Source organism: Chamaesiphon sp. VAR_48_metabat_403, from assembly GCF_031422475.1.
In the GTDB taxonomy this organism is placed as follows: Bacteria; Cyanobacteriota; Cyanobacteriia; order Cyanobacteriales; family Chamaesiphonaceae; genus Chamaesiphon.
In genome coordinates this window covers 1-11,100 of sequence record NZ_JANPLS010000136.1, presented here as the reverse complement: position 1 = coordinate 11,100, position 11,100 = coordinate 1, and the positions used below count along the sequence as shown (strand labels likewise).

Annotated in this window: 15 protein-coding genes; 6 read left to right on the top strand and 9 right to left on the bottom strand. The window is 42.4% G+C overall.

Features of this window, described 5'->3' with window-relative positions; all coding sequences use genetic code 11:
• Positions 1 to 230 precede the first annotated feature (230 nt).
• Entirely contained in the window at positions 231 to 413 is a 183-nt protein-coding gene (locus RMO79_RS06700) for a hypothetical protein (protein ID WP_310482293.1), read from the top strand.
• A 649-nt stretch (positions 414 to 1,062) separates the two neighbouring features.
• On the opposite strand, the gene RMO79_RS06695 is transcribed toward RMO79_RS06700, so the two are convergent.
• The 4 genes from RMO79_RS06695 to RMO79_RS06680 all read right to left on the bottom strand — a co-directional run bounded on the left by RMO79_RS06695 (position 1,063) and on the right by RMO79_RS06680 (position 4,060).
• The gene (locus RMO79_RS06695; RefSeq protein ID WP_310482292.1) at positions 1,063 to 1,278 is read right to left on the bottom strand and encodes a hypothetical protein; all 216 of its coding nucleotides are present in this window, start codon (positions 1,276 to 1,278) and stop codon (positions 1,063 to 1,065) included.
• A gap of 142 nt (positions 1,279 to 1,420) precedes the next feature.
• Positions 1,421 to 1,639, bottom strand: a complete 219-nt coding sequence (locus RMO79_RS06690; protein WP_310482291.1) for a hypothetical protein — start codon at positions 1,637 to 1,639, stop codon at positions 1,421 to 1,423.
• Positions 1,640 to 1,771: 132 nt separating this feature from the next.
• The gene (locus tag RMO79_RS06685; RefSeq protein ID WP_310482290.1) at positions 1,772 to 2,881 is read right to left on the bottom strand and encodes a T3SS effector HopA1 family protein; all 1,110 of its coding nucleotides are present in this window, start codon (positions 2,879 to 2,881) and stop codon (positions 1,772 to 1,774) included.
• A gap of 33 nt (positions 2,882 to 2,914) precedes the next feature.
• The gene (locus RMO79_RS06680; RefSeq protein ID WP_310482288.1) at positions 2,915 to 4,060 is read right to left on the bottom strand and encodes a phosphotransferase; all 1,146 of its coding nucleotides are present in this window, start codon (positions 4,058 to 4,060) and stop codon (positions 2,915 to 2,917) included.
• 71 nt (positions 4,061 to 4,131) lie between these two features.
• Between RMO79_RS06680 and RMO79_RS06675 the strand changes: the two genes are divergently transcribed.
• The 4 genes from RMO79_RS06675 to RMO79_RS06660 all read left to right on the top strand — a co-directional run bounded on the left by RMO79_RS06675 (position 4,132) and on the right by RMO79_RS06660 (position 6,170).
• Positions 4,132 to 4,341 (top strand): hypothetical protein, encoded by a 210-nt coding sequence (locus RMO79_RS06675; RefSeq protein ID WP_310482287.1) that lies wholly within the window; start codon positions 4,132 to 4,134, stop codon positions 4,339 to 4,341.
• A 108-nt stretch (positions 4,342 to 4,449) separates the two neighbouring features.
• A complete protein-coding gene (locus RMO79_RS06670; RefSeq protein ID WP_310482286.1) occupies positions 4,450 to 5,091 on the top strand; it encodes a sigma-70 family RNA polymerase sigma factor in 642 nt (213 codons plus the stop codon).
• 57 nt (positions 5,092 to 5,148) lie between these two features.
• Complete coding sequence (locus RMO79_RS06665; protein ID WP_310482284.1) at positions 5,149 to 5,442, top strand: hypothetical protein; 294 nt, start codon at positions 5,149 to 5,151, stop codon at positions 5,440 to 5,442.
• Positions 5,443 to 5,549: 107 nt separating this feature from the next.
• The gene (locus RMO79_RS06660) at positions 5,550 to 6,170 is read left to right on the top strand and encodes a cupin domain-containing protein (RefSeq protein ID WP_310482283.1); all 621 of its coding nucleotides are present in this window, start codon (positions 5,550 to 5,552) and stop codon (positions 6,168 to 6,170) included.
• Positions 6,171 to 6,270: 100 nt separating this feature from the next.
• Here RMO79_RS06660 and RMO79_RS06655 read toward each other — a convergent pair whose 3' ends face one another.
• The 3 genes from RMO79_RS06655 to RMO79_RS06645 all read right to left on the bottom strand — a co-directional run bounded on the left by RMO79_RS06655 (position 6,271) and on the right by RMO79_RS06645 (position 8,919).
• Positions 6,271 to 7,467, bottom strand: coding sequence for a saccharopine dehydrogenase family protein (locus tag RMO79_RS06655; RefSeq protein ID WP_310482282.1), 1,197 nt, complete (start codon positions 7,465 to 7,467; stop codon positions 6,271 to 6,273).
• Positions 7,468 to 7,547: 80 nt separating this feature from the next.
• Positions 7,548 to 7,955, bottom strand: coding sequence for a DUF1823 family protein (locus RMO79_RS06650; protein ID WP_310482280.1), 408 nt, complete (start codon positions 7,953 to 7,955; stop codon positions 7,548 to 7,550).
• Positions 7,948 to 8,919 carry a CHAD domain-containing protein gene (locus RMO79_RS06645; RefSeq protein ID WP_310482279.1) on the bottom strand — a complete coding sequence of 324 codons (972 nt, stop codon included), beginning with the start codon at positions 8,917 to 8,919 and terminating at the stop codon, positions 7,948 to 7,950. Before RMO79_RS06645 ends, RMO79_RS06650 begins: the two co-directional genes overlap by 8 nt.
• 742 nt (positions 8,920 to 9,661) lie before the next feature.
• Here RMO79_RS06645 and RMO79_RS06640 point away from each other — a divergent pair.
• The gene (locus RMO79_RS06640; protein WP_396136544.1) at positions 9,662 to 10,171 is read left to right on the top strand and encodes an HNH endonuclease; all 510 of its coding nucleotides are present in this window, start codon (positions 9,662 to 9,664) and stop codon (positions 10,169 to 10,171) included.
• A gap of 122 nt (positions 10,172 to 10,293) precedes the next feature.
• On the opposite strand, the gene RMO79_RS06635 is transcribed toward RMO79_RS06640, so the two are convergent.
• Positions 10,294 to 10,716, bottom strand: coding sequence for a hypothetical protein (locus RMO79_RS06635; protein WP_310482276.1), 423 nt, complete (start codon positions 10,714 to 10,716; stop codon positions 10,294 to 10,296).
• A 157-nt stretch (positions 10,717 to 10,873) separates the two neighbouring features.
• Positions 10,874 to 11,100: hypothetical protein (locus RMO79_RS06630; protein ID WP_310482275.1), on the bottom strand; the 227-nt coding region annotated here is incomplete at its 5' end.

The window sequence follows — 11,100 nt, the reverse complement described above, 5'->3', positions numbered from 1 at the left end:
GCATAGGAGCTTTTCCACCCTGAAGATCGAGTTCATTTTCAGATAAATCTTGCATGAAGCTATCTGAGTCGTTAAATAAATCGAAGCCAGTGATGTTGGCTAAGTCTATTAGTTTGATGTTTGCCATTTTAGTTAGTCCTTAAATGAACTTTTACTGTCTTTGCGATCGCCATTAATCTTAGACTATTCACAATCGTGTTCGAGCGATTATTTAAGTCCGATTACACCAGGTGTGTGTTTTCGTTGTTTCCGCTGTATCCGCCGCCGCCACCCCCGTATCCGCCACCGCCACCCCCACTGCCGCCACTGCCGCCACCGCCAAAAATACTTCCAACGCCATTAATAATACTTATAACACCAGTTACTATCTTAACTATCCCTTTAAAGATCTTACCGAGTCCACCGCCTTGTAAGTCTAGTTCTGCGTCAGATAGGTCGCGGATAAAGCTTCCTGAATCGCTATATACAGACAAATCTTTTACTGTGATGTTAGCCATTTAATTTTATTCCTGATAAACTAGTTTTATTTTCAATGGTAGCTCGAAACTTATGTCTCAATCCATTTCTAAATAATAGCCTCTTAAAATATTGGTGTCTATAATTACGCCTCTATTCGTTGGTAGTTAATCAATATAATTTTAATCCCTCGATCGACATAAATTATTAACTTTCTTAGATTACCGAACTGAATTTGGCTCGACCTACTATGACTTTGCTTGAAACGATTAACGATCGCAATCGATCGCGCTCCTTCTTTATTGTATTTATACTTAGACAATTACAATAGTTTTAATACTTTAAAAGCTTTGCTAATCTCCATTCTCTCAATCTCTAGTATAAAAAACTCACCTTTTATAATTTCCATAATTGGAATAAAAAGTGAGTCTTACAAATGTTCGTAACTTTTACTTTGTCTGGCTGGTAAATATACGATCTTTATTGGTTGTATTATTAGATATTAAACCTAATCAAGCAAGTTAATTCATGTGTGATTTACTTACAATAATTGCAAGCCTATCAGCAGGAAATCAAATAAATAAATCTCGATCGCACTATTACAACCTAGTAGGAATCTTTTGGACGGGGTGATGCACAACTGTATATAACAATAACGGGTAGAGTATTGGGGCGACGTTGAACTGGATTATCCCCCCCACAACCTCCTTGAATATCAAGTTGACGATCGGATAAATCCAGCACAAAGCTTTCGGAGTCACTAAATAAATCGGCACCGATGATGCTACGGCTTGCTAAATTTTCTACTTTGATGTTAGCCATTTTTGTTCCTTATTAACTTGTATTATTTTTGCGATCGATTAATGCTAGCTAGTTTAAAGTAAATAAGTGCAATTCAATGCCATTATTTAGGTGTAGCAAGCAGTTATCGATAAGAATTGATTAAAGTTACAATCGATCGTTCCTAGCAAAAAATCTCAACTAGCTGATTATTTATAAGAACGAGGCAAAAATTACCTGGTTCGAGAGTGGGAAGAATATCTAATGATTTTTTTAAATGAAACCCTCCTTGTAAGGATAATTCATTTTCAGATAAGTCTTGTATAAAGTTCTCTGAGTCATTGAATAAATCTGCTTCGGCAATACTATTTCTTACTAAATCTTTTACTAAGATATTAGCCATTTGTTTTATTTAGCTCCTAATTGCTTGTAAGTTATCTCGATCGATATTTAGATATTAACTGTGAAAAGTCTAAATGTGTGCAATCTCGATCGAATCTAACGGATCGTAATTATCACAATTTTCATCCCTTAATTAATCAACCAATTCAAAGGCATGATAAATATTTTCAGAATCACTGTTGAGATATGGATGTTCTAAATCGATACCAACCATAGCAAACTGTACTAAAATTGCACTCATTCTTTCAGCTTTAGAATTTTGATCTTTATAAAATGCTGTTAGTAATCCATCAGCCACAATTTGACAGCGATTTATGCCAAAACTTTCTCGCTCGACAAACTTCAGATCTGCTTCCTCTGCTAGCCCTAACCCCGTAGCTAGTTGCTTAGTAAATAGTGGAATATGTGCTAGAAAATGAGATTTGTGCTGTGTATGGATAGAAGCTAAAATGCCCGATACAGTAGCATAATATTGCTTATCAAAATAGAGAACTCCGGCATCGGAACGTTGATAGTTTTGGGGATTATATAAAACCTTAAAGCTAAAGATTACCTTAGCTTCATTCAACATTTGCGTCAGGCTCTTCATTACGGCTACCGCACCATCGGGAGTTACGCTGAAATAAATTCGTACCAATGTATCTGCTGGTTGCTGCCGATCGAAACCCAGATCGCCTATTGCCATATAAAAGCCGCTCTGCATCATGTTTTTAGGCATCTTAATTGCCACTACCTCGCCTACTGCTGCTTGCTGTCGTGCGGCTGCTAAGTGCTTCTCCCGATCGATATGGAGCTTTAAGCCACCCTTTTTTACTACCAAATCTTCATTTTTTATTGCTAATATCGTCCAGTCGCGATCGAAATAACCCGTCCCACAGTTATTATTGTGTAACCGTTCAAAAAATGTCATGTCCATACCCATGAACGTGCTATTTTCTAGATCTGACGGGAAAGCATGTTCGGGAGCATTTTTAGCTAAAGAACTTCGCATCGAACCGTTATAGTAGATGCCATAAAGAAAACTTCGCAATTGCAAGCTTAAAAACTTCTGCTTGATTTGCTCTGGCATTTGCAGAAATCTTGCCACTGCCTCTGCGGGAATTTCCCAAGGTTTATAATCGGGATGATGGATGGCAAAATCATCCCGAATTTCTACATTTCGAGCAATATCTTCTAGCACACTTATCAATTCTAGATGAGTGGTGGCATCGGGATGAGTTGAAGGTAAATTTAGTGCGGGCATAACTTTTTGATTAGAGGGTGGTTCGCGTCAGGATTAAGCTGTAATAGATACTTGTAGGCTAAATTCTGTGCCAAATACTGTCTGAATCGATCGATCTGGGCGACATAGTAATGATTTAGCTACCTGTAATTGAGCGATACCACTATTACCCAATGTTTTTTGATAATCGATATTTGCTTGAATTCCTTGAATTAAACCCAACCCAGCAAACTGAATTACCCGCACCAAAAAATCGGGTCGATCGATTAGAATATCTGGGAAAGCTTGTAAATATGCCTGTGTTAAAGCGGCAATCGATGGCTGGATGCGATCGAGTGGAACTATTGCTAAACTCAAAGATTCTTCAATTGATAATGATTTACTAACTACTAAGCTACCCAGCCACATTTGTAAATAACTAGCAATTAATGTCCCCAAATCGAATGCCGGATCTCCCCAAGCCGCTCGTTCCCAATCGATAATTCTGGTAATTTGACTCCCCGGCTGTTCCCACTCATTGTGAAGCAAAATATTATTGAGCTTGAGATCGTTGTGCGTCAAACAACAAGCTCTCACCCCATCGCCTAATTCTACCAATGCTTGTCCGAGACTGTCGTACCGTTGATACAGTGCATAAAACTTCAGTCCATCTTCGGGCACGATTCCAAAAATTTCGGGCGTAAGATGTTCTAAATTACGAATTAATGCCTTGACAATAGTAGTTTCAGACTGTTGCCGATCTTTGCTCAATGCCAAGCGATAGATCGCGCGATGATAAGTATCGCGATGAAAGCTAGCCAGTATAGTACCGAGTTTCCGAGCGATGCGATCGTCAAAAATATTTTCCTTAGTATAAAAGTCAGCTAAATCTCGATAGTCATTGAGATATCTAAATACCAAAATTGAGTTATCTCGATCGAAATGTAGCAATTCTGAAATCGAACGTTGCCAGTAACTTAATGCTGGAAAATCTTCAGCCAATTTATGGACTTGAGACTCTGCTAAAAACTCGCCTACCGCTTTACCTTCTCGGTTATGGCGTTCTTGCTTGACGAGTAACTTTGAGTCTTCAGTTATCGATAGCAATAAATTAAAGTTCTTCGCCATAACTGGCTCGATCCGATCGGTAATTCCATCCGATTGGTAGCCCAGATTTGCTAAATACTCAAAGATATTAGTTTGATTTAATAAAAAGACCATAATTAATTTAACTCGACAGGAAGCAACTTAAATACAGGATTCGTCAGGATCTAGCTGAAATCGGGGGATGTTTGTACGAACTTTCCTATTTATACGAACGCTGGACGAAGTTGGATCTGTCGCGTGCCAAAATGAGACTTGCTGACGATCGAGCTATTGACCACAGAATGCGGGTTGCAACAGTTTTATTTTTAAAAACCAACATCAGCTCCGTTCCCTGCTTTGCCTCTCCTGCTGGAGAATCTCAATGTTCGCGATCGGCAGAGCGGACCGATAATTAAAATAGTGGTGCCGATCGACTACACTAGACTTGATTCAGTGTCGGTGCGATCGTCCAGATCGAAACAAAAAGATAATCGGAACGAAAAGATCGACCTTTATGTCTTACGATGAGCATCTGTCCCTTTCCTCAAACTACGGGATCGGTTACCTTAAACTCACCTTCATACAGCATTCTCCCTCCTTTGCCATCAATGGTTGAAGCCACAAATTTACTCACACGCATCGCAGTGGGGGATCGAACTGCACTCTCTAGACTATACGATCTCTACTCCCGCATGATTTACGCGATCGCTTGGAAAAGTCTAAACTCAGTCGAAGATTGCGAAGAAGTCGTGCTCGAAGTATTTACCCAAATCTGGAAAATTGCCGATAGATTCGATATCGATAAAGGCTCTGCCGAACAGTGGATTTTTACACTCGCTCGTAGTCGTATATTAGATAAGTTGCGGAAATTGCAACGACTCAAAAAAGTTAATGATGCAATTGCCTCTGGAAAAGAGATCGAATTTCCGACTATTAGCGTAGATCCTATTGAAGCCGTTGAAATTGTCGAACAAAGGCAGCAAATCCTTGCAGCTTTAAGTCAGATTCCGCCAGCGCAACGTCAAGTTATCGAACTGGCTTACTATCAGGGTTTAACTCATGTGGAAATCGCCGCACGTACCGGACTTTCACTCGGCACGGTAAAAACCCGGCTGCGGCTGGGATTGAGTAAACTAAAGATGGTAATCGATCGCGGATCGTCGTAAATAGTCCAGCAGGAGCAACTAGCATCAATCGATCGTCCATATTTGTGCTACTAACCTATGACCGATAACCACCGCTGCTTTTGCGAACTTGTACCATTATACGTCCTCGACCTCCTCGATTTTGAAGATCGACTGTGGGTAGAAGCTCAAATTGTTGAGTGCCCCGATTTGGCTGAGGAATTAGCCGATTATCAAGCGGCTGTGGGTGCTATTCCCTATACGGCTCCACTCATACCCATGTCGGCAGATCTCAAGGATCGGTTATTCGATCGATTTAGCATCCGCTCTCGGTTGCACTCTTCACCAAATTACCGCGTCTACCAGACTATTGCTGGTAACGGCAACAACTAAATGACGGTGAAGATTTAGTAAACTAGAGATCGGTTTGAAGGTGCATCGCCAATAGTGAATAGGAACTACTAAAACAACCAAATCAGCCTTCCCCGTACTAGCAACGTATGACGAATAACCACAGATGTTTTTGCGATCTCGCACCATTATATGCACTCGATCTGCTCGATCTTGAGGAACGGCTGTGGGTAGAAGCTCAAATTGCCGAGTGTCCAGATCTGGCTGAAGAATTAGCTGGCTATCAATCGGCGGTGGGTGCAATGCCTTATACGGCTCCCCTGGTGCCAATGGCAGCAGATCTCAAGGATCGGTTATTCGACAGCTTAGGGCTAGATCTGGTGGAAAGCAGCCCCACTTTCGAGCCAGATCCACCGCTACATCCAGAGCTGTTCTCGATTCGTGCCGACGAACTAGAATGGAAAGCGCACCGAGTGGAAGGGATTGAATGTGCCGTATTATTTGTAGATCCTCTCAGTCGGATGCGTACCCTCATGGTGAGAGCGCGGGGTGGCATCAAATACCCAGTGCATCAGCACCGAGGGGTTGAAGAAATCTACATGCTCGAAGGGGAACTAGAAATCGAGGGTAATATTTATGCCGCTGGCGATTACATTCGATCGTACCCTAATTCAATCCATGCCCCATTTACCGCTACCAATTGCATGTTTTTAATTCGGGCTTGTATCGATGATAATTACGATGAGAATCTAGTAGCTAGCTTTACATAACTTAGCAATATTTCGGTGATAATGTTCGACTATAACCCATGAGTTATAATCGAACAACAGTAAATGAGCAAAAATGAGCTTTTTCGCCGCTACGAACTCTTTAATTCTCGAATGGCGATGCGCCATTGAATACTTCATGCCAAGGTAACCCCATCGTACCTAATAATTCCATAAATGGATCTGGATCGCACTCTTCGACGTTGAATACTCCAGGCTGTTGCCAATTGCCATTGACAATCATCAATGCGCCAACTACTGCCGGAACGCCAGTTGTGTAGGAAATACCTTGCGATCCGACTTCCTTATAAGCGGCTGCATGTTGACAGTTATTGTAGACATAATATTTCTTCTCTACGCCATCTTTAATGCCTGTAATATGACAGCCGATCGAGGTTTGTCCCGTATAATTAGTAGCCAGAGATGCAGGTTCTGGTAAGAGAGCTTTTAGAAACTGTAACGGGACGATTTGTTGACCTTGATATTCGATCGGATCGATCCGCGTCATGCCAATATTTTCGAGTACTCGCAGGTGCGTGATATAGTTTTCTGAAAATGTCATCCAGAACCGTGCGCGTTTGAGAGTGGGGATATTTTTGACTAAAGATTCTAGTTCTTCGTGATAGAGTAAATATGACTCGCGATCGCCAATTTCGGGATAGGGAATCGGGCGATGGATCGATAAAGCGGGGACTTCTACCCACTCGCCATTTTCAAAATATCGTCCCGGTTGCGTAATTTCGCGAATGTTAATTTCGGGATTGAAGTTAGTGGCAAATGCTTTACCATGATTGCCGTCATTACAATCGATGATATCTAAATAATGAATTTCATCGAAATAATGTTTGAGCGCGTAGGCACTAAATACACCCGTTACGCCAGGATCGAAACCACAGCCGAGAATTGCAGTCAATCCGGCTGCTTTAAATTTATCTTGATATGCCCACTGCCAACTATACTCGAATTTAGCAACATCGATCGGCTCGTAATTGGCAGTATCGAGATAATGAATGCCAGTTTCCAGACAAGCATCCATCAATACCAAATCTTGATAAGGGAGAGCGACATTAATCAGCAGATCTGGTTTGAACTCTTTTATCAGTTTGACTGTATTTGCCACAGTATCGGCATCGAGCTGCGCGGTGGTAACTTTTGGCGAACCGATACTCGCCGCAATTTTGTCGCATTTATCGACGCTGCGACTTGCGAGTAAAATATCTGTAAACTCAGCGCGTGCGGCACATTTGTGCGCGACAACATTTCCGACTCCACCTGCTCCGACTATGATTACCCGTGCCATATTTTCTCCCTGAATAAGTTAATTTTGGATTTTGGATTCTCCAGTCACCCAGTCCCCCCGTCCCCATCCTGCCTAAATTACTATACCCAACTAGCCATATACGCTAACAACCAACTCGCTGCTGTCGCCCGCCTAGTTTGACGAGGGCCAAATTCGCCGATTTTATAACCCTTAAAACCTAGCTGCTCCTTGAGTAGTTGCTTATGCTCGGCGGGAATCGATCGAGTGAGTTTGACAGTTGCGGGACGACTGGCGATAAAATCGGGTGGTGTGGGGTAGACTTCTTGCCAAGCTGGATCGACTAGACTCAAATCCCAGGTACGATCGACCAAATGGTATCGATAGCCTAAATAATGCCAGAGGATCTGGTTGACTTGCAAATCGGATATCGATTCGTTAATAATTGCCCAAATCGTCTCGGTGTTAAGTGGTGGTAATTCTAACCGTGCCAAACTTGAGTAATCGATGGGCGCATCGCCATTATCCATGTAAATTATGAATTATATCCTGAATCAGTAAGGCTTGGAGTTTTTGCTTGGTATTTGGGTCGCGATATTTATGTTGAATCGGTTGCCAATTATCCCAATTTAGATGATTACTCCGAGCGAGCCGCTCGTAAAGGATGGGCAGCTTCATTGGTGCCCGTTTACCCAAGCTTTTGCGAATGAATTTGTCGAATACTCGATTATCTTGAATATTACCAAATATTTGATGAATTTGTTTGAAATCTTGCAGATAATCGTTATATTCGACTGGATATCGATCGGGAAACATTTCCATCAGATATCGTGTAGCTTTAATCTGCTTGCGAAGATCGTGTAAGGTATCGCCATGCACGAGCAGTACTTGGGAAGCTGCCAACTCTGGATCGCCGCCCGTCTCTAATTCTAGGTCGATCCACCAGCCCGAATTGAGAAAGAGTTTGCTGACTACCGACAATAACAATTCTGGTAAAATCGTCCCAATTTCTACCCGTGCTGTCGGCAGATACTGAGGATGATTCAGCCAGTTATTCATCCCTAATTTAAAAAATTGATATTCACTATCGTTAAGCATTAACTTAACTTTGAGAATCTCCTTGCGACGGCGTTTACCAATTGCCGAATCTACTTTTTCTAGATGAGTTTTTTCTGATTCTGACAAGTTTTTCAAATGGTGCTTACAAGTCTGATGGAGCACATCTAAATCGCGAACTTTGCCTAATACTCTGGCAATTTTGCCGATCGATTTTGCGTCCATGACTTCGGGAATATCCATCATCGAGCCGAAAGCTTGAATCTGCGATCGCAATCGGCGCAGGCTCACCCGGATCTGATGTACGGCTTCGCAATCTTCATCCGCCAGCACGTCGGCTTCGAGGGTAAGGATGCGAACGTATTGCTTTTGGATGGCAGGATAAATATAGTCTGCGAGTGTAACTGGCACGGTGGCGCGTTCTTGCTGAAATAGCATCAAATCTCGATCCACGATCGTCGTTCCTTGGTGTGTGAAGAGCAGCTAGTTTACTTCGATCCTAACCGAATCATTATCTCACCGCTATTTCACTACAAGATGCAACCTTTTTTACAGCGAGAGTATTACAAGCTTGCCGTGACAAGCTACACCAACGATCGGATTAATATTGCGAGATCTTACTCACTAGACATCCAGACAAAATTTATTGTATTATTAAAACAATAATCGACACGTTCTTATTGGCAAACCAAGCCGATCGCGATCGAGTATATCGATAGTCTCATTAGTTAGTGGCAAAGACCCTCTTTATCTGGCAACTGCACCAACGATTCTATCCCTAGTTCTCCATAATCTCCAATCTTCATTCGTGCCTAACTTCTCTTCTTCCTCAATCTACGCAAATTATTTTACTCCCCCCCAAAGCGGCGAGCAGAATTTGTGGCAGCTAGAGGGAGCAGATCGCAGTAACTGTGATGAGATATCGATCGCGATTGAGATGGCGGATAACCTACCACTGCATCTATTATCATTCGACCATAGCGGGAAAATTAATGTCATAACACCATTTACAAGTGTTAGTACGTTGAAACAATAACAAGAACACGATATCTCAATCTTCTTGTAACCCCCGCTTGTCTACCACAGACAACGGGGGTTGTTCGTTAGGAGGCTCCATATTATGAAACCAGCCACAACTGGGATCGCTGACGGTAAGACGCTCGATCTTCGATCCCCCACCATGCCCTCAGTCCTCAATCATTCTGTAGTTGTCTTTTCGACTAACTACCTCCCAATGGCGCGGATTAATATTCGCCGCGCGATTACCCTCTTACTGACTGGGCGAGCAGAGCCGCTAGACTTACAGGATACCAAACTCGTGTGGGTATTGCGATCGCCTTCGGTGGAAGTCGAAGTTCCCCACCATATTCGGCTCAAAACCACTACCGCCGAACGGCTGTGGAAACTCCCTAGCGTCAGTCGGCGCGAATTGCTTAGGCGAGATGGACACCGCTGTCAGTACTGTGGGAGTGCCAAGCAACTAACCATCGATCACGTCATTCCCCGTTCCAAAGGCGGTACTCACACCTGGGATAACGTCACGATTGCTTGTGAGACGTGCAATCACAAGAAAGGAGATAAGTACCTCAATGAGACGGCGATGGTGCTTAAAACGAAGCCTAAGGCTCCGATGCACCCGACGGTAGCTTTTGCCGAGCAGTTTTGGCAAAGTCAAGAAAGCCGCGCGTAAGAGTTGAAGCGATTGTTTGTTTTACAGACTAACCATTGCTGAAAATTATCTAAAAATATGCAGGGTTATAACTATAGTTACAACCCTGCATTATCAATCGCCAAAGTAAAGTATTTGTCCAATTAGATCTTTTGTTCGGTAAGCACAACTTCTTTGAGCATATTGCTAGTACATTTAAAATTTCGCATCTGTTGAAGTATAGGTAGACTATAACCACCAGTATCAGCTCGAAGACGGTAAGTAACTACGAAATGAATTTCCTCGTTATTGACTTTTTCCAGGTCGCGCTTTGCAATAGTAAAGGTACGACCGACGGATATGTTTTGCTCTCCATCAATGCCAAATACTCCAGTTTCAGTCTTATATTGATTTTTGTCTGGCTCAAGGTATTGCAACTTGGTAACTTTCATTTCACGGGAGGTACCATTTTTGAGCCTGATGTCCACATTTTTACAAGTTTCTGAGCCAGCGATTGCCGCTGGTGGCATCCAGGCACTTAGACCGACGATTAATAGAGAAGGAAGTAAGAAAAGAGATGCTTTCATGGTGTTTGTTCCGATGAGTTCTGTGGTAAGTGAGATAAGATATCTTCAAAAGTAGCTTGAGTTTCTCCTGACAGAAGAATTCCTGGCTGCTGTGGTCGATGGCAATAAGCGATCGATTCACAGAGCATAATGTAGTTGGATATTAAGCCAGTGCAATCTATTTATTGAGTAGAATTGGATGCGTACTTCCATCGATACAAACAAAAGGATCGGTAGTTTCACGAACAGGAGCGGCAAAATTGTTAATGCCTTGTTTATGTTGGTATGTAACTCGGAATTTAGTACGACCACCAACTTGAGCGAAATTTCGCGTCTCCCGATAGACTGTGCCCGATTGCAGTTCCTGTGTTCCACTCGGACCTAAGAGATTTTTAGTTACAAATG

What these genes read in the sequence shown, in the direction of transcription:
- RMO79_RS06695 (WP_310482292.1), bottom strand. Translation starts at nt 1,278, where the DNA reads ATGGCTAACATCAAAGTAGAAAATTTAGCAAGCCGTAGCATCATCGGT.
- RMO79_RS06690 (WP_310482291.1), bottom strand. Translation starts at nt 1,639, where the DNA reads ATGGCTAATATCTTAGTAAAAGATTTAGTAAGAAATAGTATTGCCGAA.
- RMO79_RS06685 (WP_310482290.1), bottom strand. Translation starts at nt 2,881, where the DNA reads ATGCCCGCACTAAATTTACCTTCAACTCATCCCGATGCCACCACTCAT.
- RMO79_RS06680 (WP_310482288.1), bottom strand. Translation starts at nt 4,060, where the DNA reads ATGGTCTTTTTATTAAATCAAACTAATATCTTTGAGTATTTAGCAAAT.
- RMO79_RS06670 (WP_310482286.1), top strand. Translation starts at nt 4,450, where the DNA reads ATGAGCATCTGTCCCTTTCCTCAAACTACGGGATCGGTTACCTTAAAC.
- RMO79_RS06665 (WP_310482284.1), top strand. Translation starts at nt 5,149, where the DNA reads ATGACCGATAACCACCGCTGCTTTTGCGAACTTGTACCATTATACGTC.
- RMO79_RS06660 (WP_310482283.1), top strand. Translation starts at nt 5,550, where the DNA reads ATGACGAATAACCACAGATGTTTTTGCGATCTCGCACCATTATATGCA.
- RMO79_RS06655 (WP_310482282.1), bottom strand. Translation starts at nt 7,467, where the DNA reads ATGGCACGGGTAATCATAGTCGGAGCAGGTGGAGTCGGAAATGTTGTC.
- RMO79_RS06650 (WP_310482280.1), bottom strand. Translation starts at nt 7,955, where the DNA reads ATGGATAATGGCGATGCGCCCATCGATTACTCAAGTTTGGCACGGTTA.
- RMO79_RS06645 (WP_310482279.1), bottom strand. Translation starts at nt 8,919, where the DNA reads ATGCTATTTCAGCAAGAACGCGCCACCGTGCCAGTTACACTCGCAGAC.
- RMO79_RS06640 (WP_396136544.1), top strand. Translation starts at nt 9,662, where the DNA reads ATGCCCTCAGTCCTCAATCATTCTGTAGTTGTCTTTTCGACTAACTAC.
- RMO79_RS06635 (WP_310482276.1), bottom strand. Translation starts at nt 10,716, where the DNA reads ATGAAAGCATCTCTTTTCTTACTTCCTTCTCTATTAATCGTCGGTCTA.